19 protein-coding genes are annotated in these 24,625 nt (G+C 45.8%); 18 read left to right on the top strand and 1 reads right to left on the bottom strand.

Features of this window, described 5'->3' with window-relative positions; all coding sequences use genetic code 11:
* Positions 1-15 precede the first annotated feature (15 nt).
* The 16 genes from EGM68_RS14410 (at position 16) to glnA (ending at position 20,224) form a co-directional block, all read left to right on the top strand.
* On the top strand, positions 16-912 hold the full coding sequence (locus EGM68_RS14410) for a LysR family transcriptional regulator (protein ID WP_025675099.1): 897 nt from the start codon (positions 16-18) through the stop codon (positions 910-912).
* A gap of 126 nt (positions 913-1,038) precedes the next feature.
* Entirely contained in the window at positions 1,039-1,596 is a 558-nt protein-coding gene (locus tag EGM68_RS14405) for an outer spore coat protein CotE (RefSeq protein WP_013371552.1), read from the top strand.
* Between the two features lie 125 nt (positions 1,597-1,721).
* Positions 1,722-2,957: a putative amidoligase domain-containing protein gene (locus EGM68_RS14400; protein WP_129549477.1), complete on the top strand. Its 1,236-nt coding sequence runs from the start codon at positions 1,722-1,724 to the stop codon at positions 2,955-2,957.
* Positions 2,958-3,067: 110 nt separating this feature from the next.
* Complete coding sequence (gene mutS / locus EGM68_RS14395; RefSeq protein ID WP_129549476.1) at positions 3,068-5,887, top strand: DNA mismatch repair protein MutS; 2,820 nt, start codon at positions 3,068-3,070, stop codon at positions 5,885-5,887.
* A 70-nt stretch (positions 5,888-5,957) separates the two neighbouring features.
* Complete coding sequence (mutL, locus tag EGM68_RS14390) at positions 5,958-8,063, top strand: DNA mismatch repair endonuclease MutL (RefSeq protein WP_129549475.1); 2,106 nt, start codon at positions 5,958-5,960, stop codon at positions 8,061-8,063.
* Positions 8,064-8,075: 12 nt separating this feature from the next.
* Complete coding sequence (locus EGM68_RS14385; RefSeq protein WP_129549474.1) at positions 8,076-8,927, top strand: class I SAM-dependent methyltransferase; 852 nt, start codon at positions 8,076-8,078, stop codon at positions 8,925-8,927.
* Positions 8,911-9,891: a tRNA (adenosine(37)-N6)-dimethylallyltransferase MiaA gene (gene miaA, locus EGM68_RS14380; protein WP_058829674.1), complete on the top strand. Its 981-nt coding sequence runs from the start codon at positions 8,911-8,913 to the stop codon at positions 9,889-9,891. Before EGM68_RS14385 ends, miaA begins: the two co-directional genes overlap by 17 nt.
* A 20-nt stretch (positions 9,892-9,911) precedes the next feature.
* Positions 9,912-10,154 (top strand): RNA chaperone Hfq, encoded by a 243-nt coding sequence (gene hfq / locus EGM68_RS14375; protein ID WP_013371546.1) that lies wholly within the window; start codon positions 9,912-9,914, stop codon positions 10,152-10,154.
* 190 nt (positions 10,155-10,344) lie between these two features.
* Positions 10,345-13,005, top strand: coding sequence for a PBP1A family penicillin-binding protein (locus EGM68_RS14370; protein ID WP_129549473.1), 2,661 nt, complete (start codon positions 10,345-10,347; stop codon positions 13,003-13,005).
* A gap of 165 nt (positions 13,006-13,170) precedes the next feature.
* Complete coding sequence (locus tag EGM68_RS14365) at positions 13,171-13,728, top strand: ribonuclease FAU-1 family protein (RefSeq protein WP_013371544.1); 558 nt, start codon at positions 13,171-13,173, stop codon at positions 13,726-13,728.
* Positions 13,725-14,420, top strand: a complete 696-nt coding sequence (locus EGM68_RS14360) for a YdcF family protein (RefSeq protein ID WP_129549472.1) — start codon at positions 13,725-13,727, stop codon at positions 14,418-14,420. Before EGM68_RS14365 ends, EGM68_RS14360 begins: the two co-directional genes overlap by 4 nt.
* Before the next feature lie 114 nt (positions 14,421-14,534).
* Positions 14,535-15,518: an AAA family ATPase gene (locus EGM68_RS14355; RefSeq protein WP_040103543.1), complete on the top strand. Its 984-nt coding sequence runs from the start codon at positions 14,535-14,537 to the stop codon at positions 15,516-15,518.
* Between the two features lie 112 nt (positions 15,519-15,630).
* A complete protein-coding gene (gene hflX / locus EGM68_RS14350; RefSeq protein ID WP_013371541.1) occupies positions 15,631-16,917 on the top strand; it encodes a GTPase HflX in 1,287 nt (428 codons plus the stop codon).
* Positions 16,918-17,029: 112 nt separating this feature from the next.
* The gene (locus EGM68_RS14345) at positions 17,030-18,283 is read left to right on the top strand and encodes a methionine gamma-lyase family protein (RefSeq protein ID WP_013371540.1); all 1,254 of its coding nucleotides are present in this window, start codon (positions 17,030-17,032) and stop codon (positions 18,281-18,283) included.
* Between the two features lie 83 nt (positions 18,284-18,366).
* Positions 18,367-18,780: a MerR family transcriptional regulator gene (locus EGM68_RS14340; protein ID WP_007430683.1), complete on the top strand. Its 414-nt coding sequence runs from the start codon at positions 18,367-18,369 to the stop codon at positions 18,778-18,780.
* Positions 18,781-18,895: 115 nt separating this feature from the next.
* Entirely contained in the window at positions 18,896-20,224 is a 1,329-nt protein-coding gene (gene glnA, locus EGM68_RS14335; RefSeq protein ID WP_013371539.1) for a type I glutamate--ammonia ligase, read from the top strand.
* Between the two features lie 78 nt (positions 20,225-20,302).
* On the opposite strand, the gene EGM68_RS14330 is transcribed toward glnA, so the two are convergent.
* Entirely contained in the window at positions 20,303-20,524 is a 222-nt protein-coding gene (locus tag EGM68_RS14330; RefSeq protein WP_064964227.1) for a DUF6199 family natural product biosynthesis protein, read from the bottom strand.
* Between the two features lie 1,671 nt (positions 20,525-22,195).
* On the opposite strand from EGM68_RS14330, the gene EGM68_RS14315 reads away from it, so the two are divergent.
* Positions 22,196-23,113: a prenyltransferase/squalene oxidase repeat-containing protein gene (locus tag EGM68_RS14315; protein WP_129549471.1), complete on the top strand. Its 918-nt coding sequence runs from the start codon at positions 22,196-22,198 to the stop codon at positions 23,111-23,113.
* A gap of 395 nt (positions 23,114-23,508) precedes the next feature.
* Positions 23,509-24,327, top strand: a complete 819-nt coding sequence (locus tag EGM68_RS14310; RefSeq protein WP_129549470.1) for an alpha/beta fold hydrolase — start codon at positions 23,509-23,511, stop codon at positions 24,325-24,327.
* The last annotated feature ends 298 nt before the right edge of the window (positions 24,328-24,625 follow it).

The following is a 24,625-nucleotide window of genomic DNA, read 5'->3' as shown; positions in this document are numbered from 1 at the left end:
TTGAAGGAGCGGATTATGGAATCGCGGCATTTGTTTACCTTTATAAATGTAGTGGAGGCAGGCAGTTTTACGCGAGCAGCGCGTATACTGGATTATGCACAGTCAAGTATTACTGCTCAAATTCAAACACTGGAGACGGAATTGGGTACGCCGCTGTTTGATCGCATTGGCAAGAAAATTATGCTGACCGATGCCGGACGACGCCTGCTGCCCTATGCGCAGGAAATTTCCAAGATGCATGCTATGGCCAAGGATGCGCTTCGTTCAGAAACAGAATTAGCAGGAACGCTAAAAATAGGAGCACCAGAGTCTCTGGCTGCTTTTCGTTTGCCGAGTCTGATCCGTGAGTACAGGGAGCGGTACCCAAAGGTTAAAATTGTACTTAAACCCGGCGAATGCTGGGAATTACGTGATTTGATCCGTTCCGGTGAATTGGATTTGGCTTTTTTGCTTCAACCTGAGACGGAGGATAGGGAACTGAATATCACCACGCTTATTCATGAGCCGATGGCGCTGGTTGCTCCACTGAAGCATTCGCTGGTTGCCTATACTCAGGTAGAGCCTGCCGACTTGAAGGACGAAACCATTTTGCATACGGAGGCTGGATGTACGTACCGAATCCTTTTTGAGCAGTATTTGAACAAACACGGTATTTTTGCAGACCCTAGTCTGGAATTTTGGAGCATAGAAGCCATCAAACAATGCGTCATGGCTGGACTGGGTATTGCGCTGCTTCCGCTGGTTACGGTACAAAATGAGCTGCGAGAAGGGAAAATGGCACGTCTAGCCTGGGATGACAGTGAACAGCAGGTGGCTACTCAGGTCGCTTATCATACGAAGAAGTGGAAATCGCCAGCTCTCAGCGAATTTTTACAGATCGTTGAGCAGCATGTAACACATTGGCGTGCATGAGTTCAAGCCATGGCGGCATATGCTTATACAAATAATATTTTTTCCTTTTCGCCTATTCACTCAACATTCGCCCACAACCTGCATACATATGTATGGAATGATTGATTGTATGGAGGAGGTTCAAGAATGGCATTAAGTCATAAAAATCGTAGAGAGATTATTACCAAAGCGATCTGTGGTAAAGGTCGCAGATTCTCTACCGTAACCCATACCGTAACTCCGCCGAATAATCCGACCAGTATTTTGGGGGCATGGATTATTAACCACCAGTATGAAGCTGTGGCGGCTGGAGACGGCATTGAGGTCATCGGGACGTATGATATCAATATTTGGTACTCATACGATAAAAACTCGCAGACCGATGTGGCTAAGGAAACGGTGTCGTACGTAGAAAATGTGCCGCTCTCGTATCTTGATCCGAAGCACCGGGCGTCTACAGTGGAAGTATCCGCCGAAGCTACACAGGAGCCAAGTTGCGTCGAGGCCAGTGTGTCTTCTGGAGGTGGCAGCGTAATGATCCGGGTCGAGCGGGAATTTGCGGTGGAGCTGGTGGCGGAAACGAAGATTGTTGTAGAAGTATTCCCGTATGGCAGCAGTGACGATTTTGACAAGGACTTTGATTTTGGAGCGGAAGAGGGGGACTATGAGGAGCTCGACCCCGACCTCATTGACGACGAGCTCTGACAGGAGTGACCAAAAAGAGGGCCACTTTACTCTTTGCGCCGGCTGATATTGCGCAGGGGGCAAAGGCCCTCCTTTTTTGTCGTTTGGATTGTTTAAGTCCGTACGTAGATCGGTAAGGGGGAGTTATGATGCGGCAACCGGGACAGGCGCTCAGACGTTTCAGACAGATGACGGACGATGAAAAAATGCGCAGATTGGAGCGCTCAGGTATTTCGGTTCGTTGGCTGGATGAGAGTACAGCAGATTTTGCGATCGGCTACGCGGTGCAAATCCATCAACTACGGGTGCTGGAAATCCGTAGACGTGCCCTCGAAGGTTCTACTAAGGTTAGTGCATATGATCGGTCTGAACTAGATTATCAATCACCGCTCTATGTCCGGATGGAGCGGCTGGCTGTACGTGCGTTGTACACTCTCGGTTTGGACAGTGGTGAGGTAGTGCTGAGGCCGCTTGGAGAACGTAATTGTCAGGTTCGCCATGTCTTGGCACAGCCATGGCTGAACGATAGACGTTTGGCCACGCTATATGAAGCTGCTGCTCGTGAAGAGGATGCTCCGGGAGAGGAACTTTCAGCGGAACGGGGCAGAGCGCGACTATTAATCGGAATGGATCCCGAATTTGTGCTGGTTCGTATGCCAGAGGGGAGGGTTGTTCCGGCCTCTCGATATTTGGGCCGATTAGGCGTAGCCGGCTGCGATGCCGTTACCCGCCGAGGACGAACGCTATACCCAGTCGCTGAGCTTCGTCCTGCACCAAGTGAAGATCCGGCCCGTCTGCTGAGGCACCTGCGCCAAGCTTTTGCGATAGCAGCTCGGCAGATAGATGACCATACGCTCATCTGGCAGGCAGGCGGAATGCCGCAACCGGGTTTTCCCTTGGGCGGACATCTGCATTTCAGCGGGGTTCCGCTAAATGGTGCCCTGCTCAGGGCACTAGATAACTATTTGGCGTTGCCTCTGGCGCTGCTGGAAGACAAGCGCTCGGCTCGGCGCAGACCGCATTATGGCAATTTGGGCGATTTTCGCCGTCAGTCTTATGGAGGCTTTGAATATCGAACACTGCCCAGTTTTCTAATCTCGCCACAGCTGGCGAAAGGTGTGATTGGGATGGCGTTTCTGATTGCTTCCCAATACTCACGTTTGCAGCGTAGGCCGCTGGGAGAAGAAGAGGCTCACAGAGCTTTTTATGAAGGGAATCAGGTTGTACTTAGAGAGTATATGGAGCCACTTATTTTAGATATGATTTCACTAGATATCTTTTCTCAATATGAAGCTTATATAGCGCCACTTCTGGATAGCCTTCGCAAGGGAAAACAATGGGATGAAACACGGGATTTGCGCCCGTACTGGAAGCTTTCGTAAAATCAAGTGTCAACACCCGAGAGGGTTTCATGTTATCGACTGTCATTTTTGATATAATGAAAGGTAATTATGAGTTTAAACGGAACAAAGTGTGGGGGTTAGGTAACGGTATGTCTAAATATACACCGATGATCGAGCAATATTTATCTATAAAAGAGCAGGCTAAAGATGCGTTTTTGTTTTTCCGCCTAGGGGATTTTTACGAGATGTTTTTTGATGATGCGATTCTTGCATCCAAGGAGCTGGAAATTACACTGACTGGTCGTGAGGGTGGCGTCGCGGAGAAAATTCCGATGTGCGGCGTGCCTTATCATTCAGCAGAAAATTACATACAACGCCTCATTGAGAAGGGTTATAAGGTGGCCATCTGTGAACAAATGGAGGAAGCCTCAGCTACCAAGGGAATGGTACGGCGGGATATTGTCCGTGTTGTGACCCCGGGTACGGTCATGGAAGGCAAGGTGCTGGGTGATAAATCCAACAACTACATGGTATGTGTCACAGAGACGGACGGGATGCTGGCGCTGGCGGCATGCGACTTGTCGACAGGTGAACTCTATGTGACTTCCGTACCTGATTCGAAAGAATGGCTATTAGATGAAATTAACATTTATGAGCCGTCCGAAATGTTGGGAGATGGTCATTTGCTTGATTTTGTGACCTCCCGTATGTCTCCTGTTGGAAGGCGGGTTGTGTATACGGCTTGGGACAAATCCAAGGATGATCTGGTACGGGATCAATTTGGTGAAGCCACGTGGGCAAGGCTTACGGAGGAACGCAGACGGTGCGTATCGCGCCTGATTTCCTATTTAAATGAAACGCAAAAAAGATCGTTAGGTCAACTGACCCAAATCTCGGTCTATGAGCCTAATCATTTTATGATTCTGGATCCATTTACCCGCCGGAATCTGGAACTGGTGGAGACGGTGCGTGAACGCTCCAAGAAAGGCTCGTTGCTGTGGTTGCTGGATCGCACAGAGACATCCATGGGCGCACGTTTGTTGCGTCGTTGGATCGACAAGCCGCTGTTGAGTAGCAATTTAATTGAGGAACGGTTAGAAGCGGTAGACAAGCTATACCACCAGTTTATTTTCCGCGAGGATGTACGTGCTCAGCTTAAAGAGATTTACGACCTAGAGCGTTTGGTAGGACGGATCGCTTTTGGTAGTGCTAATGCACGAGATTTGATCGCCCTCAAGCTGTCTCTGGCCCAAATTCCGTCTTTACGCGAGCTGTGCGCTGAATCTCCGTCGAATACGCTGAGACGAATTGCACAAACATTGGACAGCTGTGCAGACCTGTGTACGCTGATTGAGGAAGCAGTGGCTGATGAACCCCCGATTTCCGTAAGAGATGGAGGGCTTATAAAGGAAGGCTACCATCAGCGTCTAGACGAACTGCGTGAGGCGAGTGTGAACGGTAAGCGTTGGATTGCTGAGCTGGAGGCCAAAGAACGAGTAGCAACCGGCATTCGGTCACTCAAAATCGGATACAACAAAGTATTTGGTTACTACATTGAGGTGACCAAATCCAATTTGGCTTCATTACCGGAAGGTCGATATGAACGCAAACAGACGTTGGCGAATGCTGAGCGGTATATCACACCAGAATTGAAGGAAAAGGAATCGCTAATTCTGGAAGCTGAGGATAAAATGGTGGATCTGGAGTACACGCTTTTCTCTGAGCTTCGCAGTAAACTGAACGCTGAAATTCCTCGCCTGCAAAAGCTGGCAGAGCAAGTTGCTGAAATTGACGTGTATCAGTCGCTGGCGACGGTTAGCGCGGAACGAGGGTTTGTAAAACCTGAGCTGACAACAGGATATGACTTTGTGGTGGAACAGGGACGGCACCCCGTTGTGGAGGCCGTCATGAAAGATGGCGGCTTTATCGCCAACAACACAGTGTTGGAAGAAGCCGATGCGCATATTCTACTCATCACCGGTCCGAATATGGCTGGGAAAAGTACGTATATGCGTCAGGTTGCACTCATTGCGATTATGGCTCAAATTGGCTGCTTTGTCCCGGCTGCACGTGCTAAAGTGCCGATGCTGGATCGCATTTTCACACGGATCGGCGCAGCGGATGATCTCATTGGCGGACAGAGTACGTTTATGGTCGAAATGGCAGATATTCAAGTCATGACGGACAAGGCAACTCCACGAAGTCTGATTATAATTGATGAACTGGGACGAGGAACGTCCACCAGCGAAGGGATGGCAATTGCACAAGCGGTCATCGAATTTGTGCATGATACGATTGGCTGTAAGGCGCTGGTATCTACGCACTTCCATGAGCTGGCCCATTTGGAGCAAGGTCTGACTTCGCTGCGAAATTATTCCATGGCCGTGCAGGAAAGCGGCGATAAGGTGAATTTCCTACGCAAGCTCATACCGGGTGCGGCTAGTAGTAGCTATGGTATTTATTGTGCCCGACTTGCAGGTTTGCCTAATAACATTATTGAGCGAGCAAATGGTCTGCTGTATGGTTTTGAACAGGCGGCAGCTCAAGTAACGGCAGGCACCGAGACAGCAAGAGGAGCGAAGGAAGGGACTGATCTTCGTACAGTGCCAGGGACAGAAGAGATTTCTCCAATGTCCGCAAAATATGCGGACCAGACATTGCGAGCAAACGGAGAAACTGCACCACCAATCCAGTCTGGATCACAGCAAGCTACCCTGGTAAAAGAAGATACTCTACAGATTGTGGAAGATTCAGGTGAGTTGGAGCATGCAGCTTCTGACGTGGTACAGCTGTCCATTTTCGGAGAGCAGGACCTTGCTCCCTCCAAGCCACACTCAGAGACGGTAGAAGCTAATCCGATCGTGCGCCAAATTTTGCGGAAGGTGAAAAATGCTGATGTCATGAATATGACACCCTTACAGGCGATGCAACTGTTAAATGAATTAAAGAATAAGGCCAATGGTCTGTAATTAAGAATATTAGACATTATTATTTTGCTTATTTTTCATCACACTTTGAAGTCAGGAGGAGGTTAAAAGGATGTCTAAAATTCGAGTGCTAGATGAGCATATTGCGAATCAGATTGCTGCCGGTGAGGTCGTGGAACGTCCAGCCTCCGTCGTGAAGGAGCTGGTGGAAAATGCGATTGATGCGGGCGGTACACGAGTGGACGTATGGGTAGAAGAGGGCGGCCTGCAAAGTATTCGGGTGACGGATAATGGCAGTGGGATAGAGCCTGAGGACGTGGAAACGGCATTTTATCGACATGCGACAAGCAAAATCGGACATGGCCGAGACTTGTTCCAGATCACAAGTCTCGGCTTCCGGGGAGAGGCATTGCCAAGTATAGCGGCTGTCTCAAAAGTAGAGCTACTCACAGCAGCAGGAGATGACGGCCGTGCCCGTAAATTGGTGATTGAGGGCGGTAAACTGATGCTTCACGAGGATGCTGCTGGAAGGCAGGGGACGGATTTTACCGTACGCGATCTGTTTTATAATACACCTGCACGGCTAAAATATATGAAAACGATCCAGACGGAATTGGGACACATTTCGGATGTATTGTATCGAATGGCGCTTTCGCACCCAGAAGTGGCCTTTACATTGCGGCATAATGGTAATACATTGTTGCAAACGCTGGGCAATGGTGATTTGCTCCAAGTGATTGCTGCTATTTACGGAACTTCTGCGGCGAAATCAATGTTGATGGTGGAAGGAGAGAGCCTTGATTACCGAATTAGCGGCTATGTCAGTCGCCCAGAGTGGACCAGATCGAATCGAAATGCAATCTCGACAGTAGTGAATGGACGATTTGTGCGGAGCTATGGGCTCAATCAGGCACTGCTCAAGGCGTATCATACTTTGTTGCCGATTAATCGTTATCCGCTGGCTGTGATCCAACTGGACATGCATCCTTCTTTGGTGGATGTTAATGTCCATCCAGCCAAGCTGGAGGTGAGGTTCAGTAAAGAAGCTGAACTGTTTCAGCTGGTTGAAGATTCGGTAAAAGCTGTTTTAGGGCAGCAAGTGCTGATTCCAAAGGCAGTCAAACGCGAAATTGGCGGCAAGGATAGCGGCTCATTTGTGCAGGAGCAGTTTCATTTCTCGAAAGGAAATAGTGCAAAAGTAGATACTTCTGCAGATAATATAAGCAGTAATGAAAGTAATGAAGAGAGTAAGAAGTTTAGCCATGAACATGAGCAACTTCCGAATAGGGGGAGCCATTCCGTCATTGGACAGGCCAACACTCTCGCTCGTCAAAGTATTAGTGATGATGAGCTGGATGCAGATTTTGTGGAAGAAAACAACGAGGGTGATGTTAGAGGAGGCGTGTCGCTTCCTGATGGGACGACTACTCGGATATCCACAGGAGATCATGCCGAAACAGATGTCTCTTCCTCGTACAGCGAAGGGATACAGGAAACGGCTGCTTCTGCTACTTACCGTCCTGCTGTTTCACCAATTGCAGACAACACTACTAAATTCACGGATCAGAAGCCGCGCCAGGAGCATCTAAATACAGAGCAATTGACAGCGTTGTCGGGGGCAGCCCCTGAGGTGCCTACTTTTCCTGAGCTGAATTTAATCGGTCAGCACCATGGGACCTATCTGATTGCGCAGAATGACCAGGGCTTGTATTTAATTGATCAGCATGCCGCCCATGAGCGGGTCAATTACGAATTTTATTACGAAAAATTTGGCAATCCTGAATCAGTATCACAGGAGCTGTTACTGCCAATTACATTGGAATTTACGCCTTCCGAGACGGAAAAATTGAAAACGAGGTTGCACTGGTTTGAACAGGCGGGGGTGTATTTGGAGCATTTTGGCGGGCAAACCTTCCGTGTCAGCTCATATCCGTACTGGCTCCCCAAAGGAGAAGAAGCGGATGTCATTGAGGAAATGGCCGGATGGGTGCTGGAGGAAAAAGCCATTGATCTTGCTAAACTGCGGGAAGCAGCCTCAATCATGTGCTCCTGCCGGGCTTCGATTAAGGCAAATCAGAAGCTGACTGACCGACAGGCTTCCGTGCTGATAGAGCGTTTGGCAGCCTGCAAACAACCCTATACCTGCCCCCATGGGCGCCCCATCGTTGTTTCCTTTTCCACATATGATCTGGAGAAGCTGTTTAAAAGAGTAATGTAAGGGAGTATAAATATGTTGCAGGATTGGGAAAACCGTGAAGAAGAAAAGCAGATGATGCTTCGTGAGAAGCAAGCTGAATTACTGGTCACGACAGGAGATTCTCCCTCGGACGAGGTTGTGGAGCGCGCAAAGTTGCTTGCAACCGAGCTTGGGGTGCTGTACGCTCCACGTCGCGGCATATCAGTAGCTAAGCTAATCGCTGCTCACAGAGTCCGTCAGGCTCTGGTGCTGGTGCAGGGCGGGGTGAGGCTGATTGGCCCGGAACAATCACCGATGATTTTTCATCCAAGCATGGGATTCATTCGAGCTAAAAGGGTATTAAAGGGCGAGGCTGATCCGATGTTGACGGCTGCCCGACTTGCCCCGGGTGATACGGTGCTCGATTGCACGGCAGGGCTCGGTACGGATTCTCTTCTATTCTCGATTGGAACGGGAAGCTCTGGACAAGTTACAGCTGTGGAGAGTTCCTTCCCTGTCTATGCATTAATCAAGGATGGGATGAGGCATTACCGTTCCGGTAACGCTGCAGTGGATAAAGCCTTTTCAGACATTGACGTTCGTTATGGTCATCATCTGGACTATTTGCGTAGCTTGCCGAATCGAAGTGTAGATATTATTTATTTTGACCCCATGTTCCGTGATCCGTTGCTTGATTCCAGTGCAATCGGTCCATTGAGAGGATTGGCTAATCCAGATGCGTTGAATGAAGAAAGTATTGCTCATGCGAAAAGGGTTGCACGAAAAACAATCGTAATGAAAGAAAAAAGGGGTAGCGGAGAGTTTGCCCGCCTCGGCTTCCGTGTGGAGCAACGGGGCACAACGAAAACAGTGTACGGAGTGATTGATATTGACAGTGGCATCTAAGCCTAAACTACTTGTTCTTGTTGGCCCGACTGCGGTTGGCAAGACGAAACTAAGCATCGAAATGGCTCGACAATTTGAAGCAGAAATTATTTCCGGGGATTCCATGCAGGTATACCGTCATATGGACATTGGAACTGCCAAAATTTCCGAACAGGAAATGAAAGGAATCAAGCACCATTTAATCGATATTCATGAGCCTGAATACCCATATTCAGTAGCCCAATTTCAGGAAGACTGTCGTCGTCTCATACCTGATATTCAATCTAGGGGAAAGCTACCTTTCATCGTAGGCGGAACGGGTTTGTATGTAGAATCGGTTTGCTATGAATACCAGTTTTCTGAGGTAGGGGCTGATGAAGCTTTTCGCCAGGAACAGCTTGACTATGCCGATCAGTTTGGGGCCGAAGCGCTTCATGCGCGACTACAGGCAGTTGATCCCGAAAGTGCACTTCGTCTGCATCCTAATGATCGTCGTCGAGTCGTGAGAGCGCTGGAAATTTACCATGTTAGCGGAACAACACTTAGCTCTCAACTTGCCAGTCAAAAAAAGGAATCTCCCTACCAACTCTGCATCGTAGGTTTGACAATGGATAGGCAAATGCTATATAAACGTATTGAAGACCGAATTGACGGGATGCTCGATCAAGGGCTTGTTGCTGAGGTAACCTCCTTAATGGAACGGGGAGTGCGAAGCGATGCCATCTCCATGCAAGGTCTAGGCTATAAAGAGATATCCTCCTACCTGCGGGGAGAGGTGTCTTTGGAGGAGGCGGTGACTTGGCTAAAACGGGATACGCGTCATTTTGCGAAGCGACAGCTCTCGTGGTTTCGCCATATGAAGGATATCCAGTGGGTAGATGTCACTGATTTCGAAAATTTTTCTGCTCATGTAGCCCGAATACACGAAATTATAGCAGGAAAGTTCCGGACAGACCTTGAATATACTTCAAAACAATCCAAATGATTATTGGGGGTACGGCTAAAATGAACAAGTCTATTAATATCCAAGATACGTTTCTGAACCAATTGCGCAAGGATTCTATACCTGTAACGGTATACCTCATCAATGGATTCCAGGTGCGAGGAACGATTAAAGCATTTGACAATTTTACAATTGTTATCGATTCGGATGGAAAGCAACAGCTGATCTACAAGCATGCCATCTCCACCTTTACACCGCAACGCAACGTATCGCTTGTACAACAAGATAACGCTAGCGATAACTGATTACGGCTGGGCGGACGCCCGGGTAATGAAACTTTTCAGGCGTCCGTCTCGTCTAACTGTATAGGAATGTGACCGGGAGCAACCTGATCAGGGTTGTTCTTTTCATTCCGTTTACTTTCATGCTGCCGACAGCTAGCTCTAAGCTTAGGCTCGGTGACATAATGATTATTCGCGAAAGGGAGTCAGGGGAATGCCAAACGATTCATTGTCCAGATCCGGCAATCGCAATAGAAACACATCTAAAGAGAAGCCGAAGGGCAAGAAAAAGAAAATAACAGGTAAGCGAGTTGGGTGGACGCTGTTTATTACAGCAGCATTAGCCATATTTTGCGCACTTGGTGGTTATTTATTTGTCATGGTTAATGGCGAAAAAATCTACAAAGCCAACAAGGACAAAATTACAGTGAACGAGACATCAAAGGTTTATGACCGCAACGGTGTGCTCATGGGTGAGCTGTCTGTGCAAAAAAGTGACCCAGTGAAGAGTGAAGAAATTCCACCGTTGCTCAAAAAAGCTTTTATCGCAACTGAGGATAAGCGTTTTATGGAGCATCAAGGAGTTGATATTTGGTCTATCGGTCGGGCGGCAGTGAAGGATATCGTTGCTCGTTCTGCGGTGGAGGGCGGCAGTACGCTGACTCAGCAGTTGGCCAAAAACTTGTTTTTGACACGTGACAAAACCTTTTTCCGTAAAGCGACAGAGGTATCCATCGCAATGGCGCTAGAGCGGAATTTGACTAAAGATGAAATTATTACGCTATACCTGAATCGGATTTGGTTTGGACGCTCGTATTCCGGTATTAAAGCAGCCTCGGAAGGCTATTTTGGGCAATCGAACTTAAAAGAACTAAAATTGTGGCAGATTGCTACACTGGCAGCTATTCCAAAAGGGCCTTCCAAGTATAACCCGATCAGTAACCCGGAAAACTCAAAGGCCCGACGTGCTGTGGTTCTCCAGCTGATGTTTGAGCAGGGAATGATTGGCAAGCAGGAAATGGAAGAGGCCAAGGCTATAAATTACGATTACAAACAACCGGAAAAAGTGCAAAAGTATCAAAATTTTATGGAATATGTCATGGATGAGGCAGAGGATGCCTTGCCAGGAGTCAGCGGCAATGATCTGATTATTGGCGGTTATAAAATTCATACGACAATGGATGCTCAGGCTCAAAATGCGCTGGACCAAGCGATGGCAGATGATGATATGTTCGAAAAGAGTCCAGACGATCAGCCTGTTCAAGCCTCTATGGTTATTATTAACAACCAAACAGGTGGTATTGCCGCGATGGCACCCGGACGGGATTATAAAAAGGGAACCTTCAATCGTGCGACACAGAGCCGCAGACAGCCAGGATCGGCCTTTAAGCCGATTGTAGCCTATGCGCCAGCTCTTGAATCCGGTAAATTTACGATAGATACTCCTTTGAGTAACGAACGGCAGAGCTTTAACGGATACAGTCCGAAAAACTTGCATGGTTACTCTTCGACCATCAGCATGATTGATGCCATTACGAAGTCTGAAAATATACCACCTGTATGGTTGTTGAACCAAATCGGTGTGGAAAAAGGGGTTCAATTCGCCGAGAGCGTAGGCATACCGATGGACAAAAATGATCACTCGCTTGCTATCGCATTAGGGGGATTAAGCAAAGGAACAAATACCCTCGAAATGGCGCAGGCCTATAGCGCTTTTGCCAATAAGGGACAATTCCAAAAAGCTTACTCCATTAAACAAATTAATAATAGTGATGATCAAGTGGTTTATACTCATAATGAGGAATCCAAATCTGTTATGAGTGAGAAAACGGCTTATGAAATGACAAAAATGATGCAAAATGTGGTCAATAGCGGTACAGGTCGCAAAGCACGTATTGACTGGCCTGTAGCTGGTAAAACGGGTACGACCCAAAGTGGAATCAGCGGCAACAGTGGTAACCGGGACATTTGGTTTGTCGGTTATACGCCGGAATATACCGGAGCTGTATGGATGGGGTATGACAAGCCGGACAGTAAGCATATGTTGAGAAACTACAGTGGGCAGTCGGCTGCCTTTTTCGGAAGGGTCATGGGTGAAGCTCTCAAGGGGCATCCGGTAACGCAATTTAGCGAGCCGAAGGGATATGAACCACCGGTTGAAGAGAAGCCAGAAGAGCCGGTTCAGGCCACCGCTCCTAGCGGACTGAGCGGGTCTTATAGTCAGGATACCCAAATTGTATCGTTGTCTTGGAATGCGGCAGAGGGAGACAATGTACAATACCGTGTTTATCGTAAAGAGTCTTCCGAAGGAAGCTTCCGGACGATTATGGAGGCGATGAGAGGCACGAGTGGTGAAGATACGTCTCCTGTAGCTGGAAAAACGTATCAATACTATGTCGTAGCTTATGGAGCGGATGGTAAAGAATCCGCAGCTTCCAATACGATTAGTGTTGAAATTCCGGTAGAGACTACTCCGATAGATCCGCAGCCAGGAAACGATCCTAATCAGGATGGAATCGTACCGGATAATGGCGAGAATATAGACGGTCAGAACGGCACAGACCAGGGGAATACGATTCCTGGAGGTACTGATAACGGTACTGGTACTGACCAAGTTCCAACGTCTCCTGGAGGTAACAATGGAAATGGTACTGGAGGCACAGGCAACAGTAACGACAATTTTGGGAACGGAAACGATACAAATACGGGGAATGGTCAGACGACTACACCGGATTCAGGTATAACTGATGAAAATACTATGACCAATCCAGAAAATACAGATGCATCTACCACAGGTGCTATTATGGATGGAAGTCAGGAAGGCACATCCAACGGTCATTCAAACTCCAATCGTGGACGTCACAACCGGGATTAGCAAATATGTTTTATGTAAGATGATAGTGGCTTCAAATCAAAGGTATTTTCGGACTGTTTTGACAGTCTGAAAATACCTTTTTTGCTGTAATACAGGGGTTATTTTTGAGTGTACAGTTTAAATATGGTAAGCTGGTTTTACCAATGTTGGAGAGGAACATCATTTATGAAGCGCAAATTCGGAGACCGGGCCAACTGGCGCAGAATCACCAATCGCAAGTTTGCTTGCCGGTATGTAGAAAGTGATGCGTTTACAGGATATGTGACCCTGTATACTATTTTGAGTCTCAAGGAGCCATTATGGAAAAGTTATGGTGGTCATACGTTTTGCATAGCCGATAAAGGTTATTCCTGGTTACAATATTATCCCAAAGGTAAGCATTATGTGGTGACTGCTATGTTTGACAATCGAGAGCAAATCGTTGAATGGTACATTGACACCTGCCGAAATCAAGGAGTAACCGATCAAGGAGTTCCTTGGTTTGATGATTTGTATTTGGATGTGGTCGTGCTTAAAAACGGTGAAATCTTTCTGGTGGATGAGGATGAACTGGAGGAGGCGCTACAACGAGGGCATATTTCTACGCAAGAAGCAGAATTGGCTAACCGAACGGCGGCTGACTTGTTACATCAGATCGATGCTCATATGTTCCCCTATTTTAAAATGTCGCTGAAACACCGGGCTGAATGGTTTCACAACGGTGATTTTAAGAGAGAACGGTGAAATTTTTGCAGTGGATTAAAAGCACTGGGCCCCAACTTCATGAGCCAAAAAGCAGGCAAAGTCGCAATGGGAAAATATTTATGGTATCGAAGCGTTTCATACTTGGTTTGATGATTTTCTTTTTGGTCGGATTCGTATGGGCAGGTATCCGAGTATGGAATATGAATACAGCTGCCTCTACCAATCCACTCCAGCATGCACAAATTGGTATCGTACTAGGTGCTTCTATGTGGGGAGCTGAACCCAGTCCTGGTTTAAAAGAAAGATTAGAAGAAGCCTTGCGGTTATATCGCAACGGGACGGTGCAGCGCCTAATTGTAAGTGGAGGACTGGATCAACCTGATTTTCCGTACACGGAGGCCGAGGGGATGCAACGCTACTTGGTAGATAGAGGAGTCCCTGTACAGCATATTCTATTAGAAAACCAGGCGACCAGTACTTACGAAAATCTGCTCTACAGCCAGCGTATCATGAAGGAATATGACTGGAACTCCACCGTAATCATCACACATAGCTATCATGGACCTCGGGCGATGGAGATTGCTCAATTTTTGAATTTTGATCATCCTCAGATGGCTCTGACCGAATCCAAAGTGCTGAATATGCCAATCCATCAATCAAGAGAAGTGTTGGCTTACGCTAAATGGACGCTGCAACGGTGGTGGATCAGTGCTCAAACTTGGATTGCCTGAATTGAGGGAAGGCTTAGTGCACGTTCTCGTTGCTTTTATGCTAATAAGGACATGCTGGACCGAATACATTAATAGGGTAAGCTGTGCCTGAAGAAATGTTGAGGTGATGGATGCATGAACGGACGGGGAATCGCCGCGGGCAAGCGGTCGGAGGAGAGACCTTCCAGACAAATCAATGTCGTGCTGCGTAGCCCGGAGCCGATCGCTTCGGTGACTGTGGACGAGACGGAATCAGTGGCTTCGACCAAGTCGCAGGCGCTACCGCAGTATCTCAGTCTTTATCAGGAAATTCAGAAAGAACTCGATCATCTCGTCGGCTTGGATAACATCAAAGAGCTGGTATTTGAGGTATATGCCTTTTTACAAATCGCCCACATGCGCACTGATGCAGGTCTGTTGAGCAACGCACACGTATATCACATGATTTTCAAAGGAAATCCAGGTACGGGGAAAACGACAGTAGCCCGCATTATCGCTAAAATGCTGCAAAAAATGGGGGTGCTGAGTAAGGGCCATCTGATTGAGGTGGAGAGGGCTGATTTGGTAGGTGAGTATATCGGCCACACCGCACAAAAAACGCGGGACCTGGTAAAGAAATCTCTTGGCGGCGTGCTGTTCATTGATGAGGCTTACAGTTTAGCACGCGGAGGGGAAAAGGATTTTGGAAAAGAAGCGATTGATACCCTGGTAAAGGCCATGGAAGACCAAAAAAATCAATTTATTTTGATCCTCGCAGGGTATTCGGGAGAAATGGACTTTTTTTTACGGACAAATCCTGGTCTTCCTTCTCGGTTTCCAATCCAGTTGGATTTTCCTGACTACACTGTGGATCAGCTCATTCAAATTTCGGAATTGATGGCTAAGGAAAGGGATTATATTCTCATGCCTCAGTCTATACTCAAAATGAAGGAGCATTTGCTAAATGAGCGAAATGACAGTCTCCATGCATTTAGTAATGCACGTTATGTTCGTAATGTGATTGAAAAAGCGATTCGACACCAAGCTGTCAGGCTGCTTAATCAGTACAGGAGCGGGCAACCCGGTAAGCAGGAGTTGATGACGTTGCGACCAGAGGATTTGAAAATGGACAAAAGATAGGCGATAATAGGAATCTGAATCATATCGAATTGTATGACATCGAACGAGGGCCGGCCTGACATCAGGTCGGTTTCTGTTCGAGAGTTGACATGAAAATAAAGGAGCAAACAATATGGCGAACTCCACTCATGATACACAAACCGAAATGCAGGATAAGGCGGTACTGGTCAGTTTAATTACGGATGAAGTCAAACGATCTGGCATCAATACGGAATATTCGCTGGAAGAACTGGTGAAGCTGGCTGAAACAGCGGGAGTTGAAGTCCTGAGCGTCCTCACACAAAATAGGGAATCCAAAGACTCGAAATGGTTTATTGGCAAAGGAAAAGTAGATGAATTGCGTGCAGTTGCTGAAGAATTGGGAGCGAATACAGCTATTTTTGATCAGGAGCTCTCGGGAGCTCAAGTACGAAATCTGGAAGAGAGCCTGGATCTCAAAATAATTGACCGAACACAGTTAATTCTGGACATATTTGCTCAGCGTGCAAAAACACGGGAAGGTATTATCCAGGTTGAACTGGCGCAGTTGTCATACTTACTGCCTCGACTGTCTGGACACGGTAAAAACCTTTCACGGCTCGGTGGCGGAATCGGAACACGTGGTCCTGGTGAAAGCAAGCTCGAGACGGACCGTCGTCACATTCGTGACCGAATTAGTGATCTGAAACGCCAACTTGAGGAAGTGACGCGTCATCGGTATTTACACAGGGAGCGCAGACAAAAGGCTGGCATCGTTCAGGTGGCACTTGTTGGCTATACGAATGCCGGGAAATCAACACTGTTGAAGCAACTGACAGCTGCCGATGTATATATTGAGAACCAACTGTTTGCAACGCTCGATCCTACCTCCAGAACAATGGAATTGCCGAGTGGCAAAGAAGTTATTCTCACAGATACAGTAGGATTTATTCAAAATCTGCCTCATGATTTGGTAGCCTCTTTCCGGGCCACTTTGGAAGAGGCCAATGAGGCCCATCTCATTTTACATGTCGTGGACGCCTCTTCAGACATGCGTGACGAACAAATGAAAGTTGTAGAGTCAATTCTGCAACAGCTTGGGGCTGCGGACAAGCCTCAGATTGTATTGTTTAACAAAAAAGATGCTTGCACCCCTGAACAATTGGAAATGCTTCCTTCCGGGGAAGGCTATTTGAAAATCAGTGCATTTGATGAAGCGGATTTGCTACGCATTCGCGAACTGGTTCAGGAGCATCTGAGCGGTGACACACTGAGATTCCGTATTCCTGCGGAACGTGGGGATTTAACATCTGTGCTTTATCGAATTGGAGATGTACTGCTGACAGAGTATGATGGCAATGATGTCATTTATGAGGTAGAAATTCAAAGAGGCGAATACGAAAAGTATGGTCATGCTCTCAGTGAGTTCACAGAAAGTTAACATCTAATGACGTTTTTGGGTCAATAAGATGATAATGCTTATCGTTCAAAATTGAACAACAATATAACATGATTAGCCTAAGGCTGCGGAAGAGAGAGGGTCAAGAAGGTAAATGGTAGTTTTTAGTCCGGAAATTCAGCAAATTCAGGAAACGGTAGAACATAAAATACAAGAACGTATACAGCACATAGATCATATTGTAGATGCAAATCAGTGGAAGGTCATTCAGGCCTTCCAGCGCAAGCAAGTGAGCGATTTTCATTTTGCAGGTTCAACGGGATATGCTTACAATGACCGGGGGCGTGAAGTGCTGGAAGAAGTCTATGCAGATGTGTTCGGTGCGGAGGCAGCGTTGGTGCGTCCGCATTTTGCCTCGGGAACGCATACCATCGCCACGGCTTTATTTGGTGTGCTGCGACCAGGGGATGAGTTGTTATACATTACAGGGCGACCATATGATACCTTACACAAAGTGATTGGTAAGCCCGGCGACGGAACAGGATCATTGCAGGACTTTGGTGTTACTTATGGAGAGACAGCGCTGACAGCAGAAGGTAAAGTGGACTGGAAAGCGGTGGAGTCCGCAATCCATGACAATACCAAAGTGATTGGTATCCAGCGTTCACGCGGCTATGATTGGAGAGCTTCCTTTAGTGTGGCAGATATTGAAGAAATGACGGCACGAGTGAAAAAGATAAAGCCTGACGTTATTGTCTTTGTAGACAATTGCTACGGGGAATTTACTGAGAAGCTGGAACCTACTCAGGTCGGTGTTGATTTGATGGCAGGTTCGTTGATTAAAAATCCCGGTGGTGGCATTGCAGAAACGGGTGGATATATCTGCGGCAAACATCAATATGTAGAGCTGGCATCCTACCGATTAACAGCACCCGGTATCGGGGGAGAAGTAGGAGCGATGCTAGGTACTACACGAGGCATATACCAGGGACTATTCCTTGCTCCTACATTGGTGGGGCAAGCGGTTAAAGGAAGTATATTCGCAGCTGCAGTCTTTGAGGAAATGGGTTTTGAGACCAAACCGGCCTGGCATGAAGAGCGTACGGATTTGATTCAGGCCATTTCTTTTAGCGGAGCAGAACATCTAATTGCTTTTGTACAGGGCATTCAGCGCGCAGCCGCCGTGGATAGCCATGTGGTGCCAGAGCCGTGGGATATGCCGGGTTATGAGCATCCGGTTATTATGGCAGCAGGTACATTCATACAAGGTGGAAGTTTGGAATTATCCGCAGATGCTCCGATTCGAGAGCCTTATATTGGTTACATGCAAGGGGGCTTAACCTACTCTCATGTCAAATATGGAGTACTTATGGCTCTGCAAACGATGAAAGAACGTAAATTATTGTGAGTTTTTCTAACATATCATTGACACTTTGCATCAGCTAAATGTACAATAAGGTGAATAATAGATCACTGGAAGGTTGATGACAAATGGGCGATGAAATTCGCAGAAATATGGCCTTGTTTCCAATAGGTATTGTCATGAAGCTAACGGACTTGTCAGCACGTCAGATTCGTTATTATGAGCAGCATAATTTGATAGTTCCTGCCCGTACATCAGGTAACCAACGACTTTTTTCATTTAATGATGTAGAGCGTCTGCTCGAAATTAAGGCGTTGATCGAGAAGGGTGTAAACATTGCAGGAATTAAACAAGTCATGAATCCGGTTACCAAGGAATCGGAGGAAGCTACAGTTATTACTGCAGATACGGAAGTCAAACGCCGTGAAATGTCCGACACTCAGCTTCATCGTTTGTTGAAGCAACAACTTGTTGCAGGCAAAAGACCAGGACAGGTATCTTTGATCCAAGGCGAATTATCACGGTTTTTCAACAAAAGATAATGCTGTGGCTTACCTTTTGGCATAAGTTTATTCTACTTAAAAACGGTCTCATCATTTAAGTCATTTATGATACAGCCGATTTGCATATAGTCGTTACAGAAAGGGAGAGGTTAGTGTGAGTTATACCAGAGAAGATATCATTAGGATTGCGAAAGAAGAAAATGTTCGTTTTATTCGTTTGCAGTTTACAGATTTGCTGGGCACCATTAAGAACGTTGAAATTCCTGTTAGCCAGCTGGAAAAAGCTTTGGATAACAAAATGATGTTTGACGGTTCTTCCATAGAAGGCTATGTACGTATCGAAGAATCTGACATGTACTTATATCCAGATTTGGACACTTGGGTTGTATTCCCATGGGTAACCTCAGATCGTGTAGCTCGTTTGATCTGCGATATTTACAAGCCAGACGGCTCTCCATTTGCAGGTGACCCGCGGGGGATCTTGAAACGTGTACTTAAGGAAGCTGAAGAAATGGGATACACTTCGATGAATGTCGGACCAGAACCTGAATTCTTCTTGTTCAAAACCGATGAAAAAGGCGATCCAACCACAGAACTGAATGACCAAGGCGGATATTTTGACCTGGCTCCAATGGATCTGGGTGAGAACTGCCGTCGTGAAATTGTTCTTAAGCTTGAAGAGATGGGCTTCGAAATTGAAGCATCCCACCATGAGGTCGCACCTGGTCAGCATGAGATTGACTTTAAATATGCAGATGCAGTTAAAGCTGCCGATCAGATTCAAACGTTCAAGCTCGTTGTTAAGACCATTGCTCGTCAGCATGGTTTGCATGCAACCTTTATGCCAAAACCTTTGTTCGGCGTGAATGGTTCCGGTATGCACTGCAACCAATCGTTGTTTAAGGACAATGAAAACGTATTTTATGATGAGACGGATGAACTCGGATTAAGCCAGACAGCTCGCCACTATATGGCAGGTATTCTTAAACATGCACGTGCAATGGCAGCGATCACGAATCCAACAGTAAATTCCTACAAACGTCTCGTACCAGGTTATGAAGCGCCTTGTTATGTTGCTTGGTCTGCAAGCAATCGCAGTCCGATGATTCGGATCCCCGCATCTCGTGGCCTGAGCACTCGCGTCGAAGTTCGGAACCCTGACCCGGCAGCGAATCCTTATCTAGCCTTGGCTGTAATGCTGAGAGCAGGTTTGGATGGTATCAAACGTCAGATGGCTTTGCCAGCCCCAATCGATCGCAACATCTACGTGATGTCCGAGGAAGAGCGAATTGAAGAAGGCATTCCTAGTCTGCCTGCAGACCTGAAAGAAGCTCTGTCTGAGCTTATTCGGAGCGAGGTGATCTCTGACGCACTGGGTGATCATGCTCTGGCTTACTTCTATGAGCTTAAGGAAATTGAATGGGATATGTATCGCACCCAAGTACATCAATGGGAACGTGATCAATATCTGACGCTTTACTAAAATGCGGAATCCCTTGGCGCTCTAAGCGTTGAGGGATTTTTTTGTTTGAGGGTGATGACTAATAACAGATCGCAGAGCTTACAGAAAGATAACCAAAAGTCCACACGCTAAGAAGAAGAACCCAAAGAGAATAGATACAGAGCCCCTAAATTTCATGTCATCAATGTAAGCGTCGCTTGGTTCTGAGTCACCTTTGATTTTCCAGGCTTCGTTTGCACGCCATCCCCAAGTGGGTTTCCGTTTACTTAAAATACCAAGCGCGAAAAAAATAATAGCAATAAGAATAAGCATAATTCCCATTTGATCACCCCCTTTAAGTAAATTATACCAAAAAATGAACGACAGATAGAAATTATTGTCTCCAAGAGCAGATGAAACAAAAATAAGAGGGCTTTGTTCTCCGTGTTACGGTGAATTTTAATCCGAGTAGGCAACAGCATTAAAACTTTCTATTCCTATTCGGGTAGCATCTGCTGTGCAAAATATATATAAGGTATATACCAATTCATTTGATGGTGGTAGAGGGATATTGTAATCAGAAGCATTGATGGTGACGACTTGTACAGCGTTTGGGTTTGTTTCGGAGACACTCACAGAGTAAAGGGCATTCCGTTACATCTAAACCAAGCTCCGCGATGGCACCAGCAGTATTGGCTGGCAAGGGAATTGAGATCGTATTACCGTAACTTGCGTTTTGAGATGTTCGAGCATCTAACAATCTAGTCATGTTCTCATCTCCTTTTTGATAGTTTATGCAGAACATATTCATTGTTGAGGGCAGTAAGGATATATCATATTTTAGCTCATAGGGAGTAAAGAAAGAGAAAACAGCCTTATACAATGTCTGTCGAAGCATCGTTGTAATGATGCCAGATGTAGAGGTTTCTTCCTCACTGAAAATGTTGATTTCGATTTTAAAAATACTCCTACGGATGAAAGAAGAGGCATGTACGCATTCGGACAGTGTACTTACAGTAATGCGGAAAGGGATTTTTAATTGTATATGACTGTAAAATGCCATTTGATGCTGCAAAGAGTGGATGGAGCCGAGACGGCGGATGAGTGTGGAAAAACATATAAATGAGATGTGGAGCAACAACCATTCAATAGTGGAAGGATTGATCCAGACCCACCACAGCAGCTAGATATAGAAAGGGGGTATAGAGATTTCAACAGGTGGCTAAGGGCTAGAACGATGATTTAATCGCCGTTGAAACCCTTATGCAACAAAAGGATAACGAGATAGCCAGGCTCAAGAAGTCTGTTGAAGGTCTACGGTTACCACGACAATAAAAGGTCAAAGTGTGTGCAACCTGAACATGAGCTCAGCTATTACAGCCTAAAAGAACAGAAGAGTATAAGCGATTCCGTGGAGCGTGGCCGCTCATGACCATAAGCTGATTGGATGATGGCTCACCCTTGGGTGGCATTCTGGATGTGGATAGCTCTAAAGAGTAACAGCTCATTACAAGTTCTATTTCCTCATTACAAACAATATCCGTTTTGCAATCTCTAACATTAGAGATGTGCATGAAAGGCTTGCTGCAAAGCTTTTGTATCTAAAAGCTCAACAGTATATGAGCAGAGTATAAAAAAGGTATTCATGGTATATCAGCCACAACATTCGCTGACAAAAGACGCAAGGTCAAAGAAAATTTAGCAAAAAGTCTGTCAACCGAACATTGGATTTTGTGATGATCGACTATGGTCGGGGGCGAAACCAAGAAGGAGAAATTGGACTTAGAATGCCAGAAGCAAAGGGCTTAAGCCTTTGCGGTCTTTATTATAGGTGTCAGAAGAAAATAAAGTTCTAAACTGAAAAATAAAGTAATATTCTGACGATGCCTCATTAAGCTAACGGGCAGGATAGTTTAATAACATATCGAATTTTTTAAGAGTGGAAGGGTATACGAGGTGAGGCGTTGCTTAACTGAAGTGTGAAGTAGAGGTAATCAAAAAGGAGATACCCAGATGGAAGCAAATCAAAATATTCGTTTAGCAATCGAAGAATCTATACAGTTCCTTGAATCTACTCCGCATTTGGGGATGACTCACGGCGAGTGCAGCCGTCGAAAATGGGATGGAGCTTGGTGGCATATGGCTGCTCTTTATGAAATGGGTGAGGTGAAACTAATTCCCGAGTCTGCTATTACTGGAGCAAAATATTTACTCGAAACTCAGGTTTGGCCCACCTTCATCATATTCCCCGATGACCATCCAACAAGTGAATGTGATAAGATGAAGATGGATTGCTGCCATTGTGAACTTGCCGTATACTATATGATTCTAATGGCGTATGGCTGTGATTTGGACAAGGAACTGCCTTGGATTCGCGAATGGCTCTTAAAGCATCAGTTACCTGATGGCGGACTGAACTGCGATCCTGAAGCTTATATTCATTCTAAAAAGAGCTCTATTGTTTCGACACTTCCTCCGCTTGAAGCTATCTTATGGCATACAGACCGTGAATTTACTGAACAGGAAGTCGTTTTCTTAGATGAAGGCGCACGTTATTTAATTGAGCATCGTCTTGTATGTTCTAAACAAAATAGAAGTGTCATCGATATGGAATGGCTGAAGCCTTGTTTTCCGAGGTTTTTTGAATATGATATATTACGTGGCATGTCCTTCTTGGCAGAATGGTCCCGACGTAGGAACAAAACGCTGCCGGTCGGGCTGCTTATTGAAGGATTGGAACGATTGAACATCTTCAGGGAAACAGAAGGCTTGCGAATCGGTAGACAAGTCTTTGATCCACAAGGCCCGTGGGGTGGGCAATCCTTTCCCTTGTTAGAAGCAGTGTCTGGCATTGGTGACGTTTCGCCTTATCTAACCAGACAGTTAGATCGAGTTATCGAACGATTGGGACCGGAGTATACCTATGCATAAAGACTTCCTTTAGAAGGGAGCTCATGGTGGAAGAGGAAGGGACCAGGATGAGGAAGGCTTAGAGGGAAAAATTGTAAATTTCAAACATGTAAAATGATTGTCTAAACACTGATTGAAGCCGTAAAAAGGGAAGCAAAAGAAGAGGTCTTTGTTAAGGTAGCTCAATAAACTAAACCATGAGGCTGCCGTGGATTCAATGGCAGGTTTGTTACGCTAACGGGCAGGTTAGTTTAACTCCGGAAACGAGAACGAGAACAAGTGTTCTTTACATATATAATATATGAGTATATAATCAAAACGAAACGGAAAGGAGATCTGGTTTGCTTGATAAAACATGTAGATTCTTCTTTAGTGTAAGAATATTATAATAATAACTCAATTTTGGAGGAGTCTGTATGCCATATTGTAAAGTCAAGAATGCCAATATATATTACGAGGAAATTGGTAAAGGCAAACCAATTATAATGATCCATGGTTTTACACCAGACCATCGGTTAATGAGTGGGTGTATGGAACCGATATTTGAAGATAATTCTAATTGGCGTCGTATCTATCTTGACCTGCCTGGAATGGGACAAACAAAGGATTACGATCAAATATGTAATTCAGATGATATGCTAGAAGCAGTTATAAATTTTATTGAAACTCTTGTCCCAAACCAAGATTATCTCATAGCAGGTGAATCATACGGTGGATATATTACAAAAGGAATAATTAATAGACATAAAGATCGTATTGGTGGGGCTGCACTGATTTGCCCATTAATTATTCCTGAACACAAAAGAAGAATACTTCCCGAGCATTTTGTTGTTCATAGTGATCGCGAGTTTATGGACACCTTAAGTGAAGAGCAAGTAAGTGATTTTAGCGCAAATCAAGTCGTTCTCAATGAATATAATTGGAAAAGGTATTCAGAAGAGATCATGGCAGGTTGTAAGATCGCTGACTACGATTTTCTTAGCAAGATTCAAAGAAATTATGGATTTTCCACCAATATAGATGAATTAGTTTTTGATAAACCAACAGTATTTACTCTTGGGAGACAAGATGCAGTTGTTGGTTACATAGATGCTTTTAGAATTTTAGACAATTATCCTAGAGCAACCTTTGCCGTTCTAGATCGAGCAGGCCATAATCTTCAGATTGAACAGACTCTATTATTTGAGTCACTTATGCGTGAGTGGCTTGAAAGAGTAACAGAGTTTGGATTTTAGTTGTATATTAATCCATTGAACTAACGGGATACGTTAGTTCAATGCAATAGCGACAGGCTAGGCCTTTATTTCGTATTATTAGGTCAACCAGAGATTTCTGGTTGGCCTTTTTTCTTAGGCGTCATATGATGGCGGTAGCCGAGAGAACTTGGGCTTTATTGGGGCGGGCCCCGTCGTGAAAAAAGTTCTCTCACTGCCCCCAATGACCATGTTTGAGCTGGTTGAGACAGGGATCTCGTATCATATCACAAGCGAAGCTATGGGGTTTGGACCATCGAGGGAGTGACGACAACTTTAA

It is taken from the genome of Paenibacillus sp. M-152 (genome assembly GCF_003856555.1).
GTDB classification, from domain to species: Bacteria; Bacillota; Bacilli; order Paenibacillales; family Paenibacillaceae; genus Paenibacillus; species Paenibacillus polymyxa_C.
Note: the sequence above shows the minus strand (reverse complement) of the source record. Positions and strands in the feature narration are given on the sequence as shown.

What these genes read in the sequence shown, in the direction of transcription:
- EGM68_RS14405 (WP_013371552.1), top strand. Translation starts at nt 1,039, where the DNA reads ATGGCATTAAGTCATAAAAATCGTAGAGAGATTATTACCAAAGCGATC.
- EGM68_RS14365 (WP_013371544.1), top strand. Translation starts at nt 13,171, where the DNA reads ATGAAGCGCAAATTCGGAGACCGGGCCAACTGGCGCAGAATCACCAAT.
- EGM68_RS14345 (WP_013371540.1), top strand. Translation starts at nt 17,030, where the DNA reads ATGGTAGTTTTTAGTCCGGAAATTCAGCAAATTCAGGAAACGGTAGAA.
- EGM68_RS14340 (WP_007430683.1), top strand. Translation starts at nt 18,367, where the DNA reads ATGGGCGATGAAATTCGCAGAAATATGGCCTTGTTTCCAATAGGTATT.
- EGM68_RS14315 (WP_129549471.1), top strand. Translation starts at nt 22,196, where the DNA reads ATGGAAGCAAATCAAAATATTCGTTTAGCAATCGAAGAATCTATACAG.
- EGM68_RS14370 (WP_129549473.1), top strand. Translation starts at nt 10,345, where the DNA reads ATGCCAAACGATTCATTGTCCAGATCCGGCAATCGCAATAGAAACACA.
- EGM68_RS14385 (WP_129549474.1), top strand. Translation starts at nt 8,076, where the DNA reads ATGTTGCAGGATTGGGAAAACCGTGAAGAAGAAAAGCAGATGATGCTT.
- mutL (WP_129549475.1), top strand. Translation starts at nt 5,958, where the DNA reads ATGTCTAAAATTCGAGTGCTAGATGAGCATATTGCGAATCAGATTGCT.
- hflX (WP_013371541.1), top strand. Translation starts at nt 15,631, where the DNA reads ATGGCGAACTCCACTCATGATACACAAACCGAAATGCAGGATAAGGCG.
- hfq (WP_013371546.1), top strand. Translation starts at nt 9,912, where the DNA reads ATGAACAAGTCTATTAATATCCAAGATACGTTTCTGAACCAATTGCGC.
- mutS (WP_129549476.1), top strand. Translation starts at nt 3,068, where the DNA reads ATGTCTAAATATACACCGATGATCGAGCAATATTTATCTATAAAAGAG.
- EGM68_RS14410 (WP_025675099.1), top strand. Translation starts at nt 16, where the DNA reads ATGGAATCGCGGCATTTGTTTACCTTTATAAATGTAGTGGAGGCAGGC.
- EGM68_RS14310 (WP_129549470.1), top strand. Translation starts at nt 23,509, where the DNA reads ATGCCATATTGTAAAGTCAAGAATGCCAATATATATTACGAGGAAATT.
- EGM68_RS14400 (WP_129549477.1), top strand. Translation starts at nt 1,722, where the DNA reads ATGATGCGGCAACCGGGACAGGCGCTCAGACGTTTCAGACAGATGACG.
- EGM68_RS14330 (WP_064964227.1), bottom strand. Translation starts at nt 20,524, where the DNA reads ATGGGAATTATGCTTATTCTTATTGCTATTATTTTTTTCGCGCTTGGT.
- EGM68_RS14355 (WP_040103543.1), top strand. Translation starts at nt 14,535, where the DNA reads ATGAACGGACGGGGAATCGCCGCGGGCAAGCGGTCGGAGGAGAGACCT.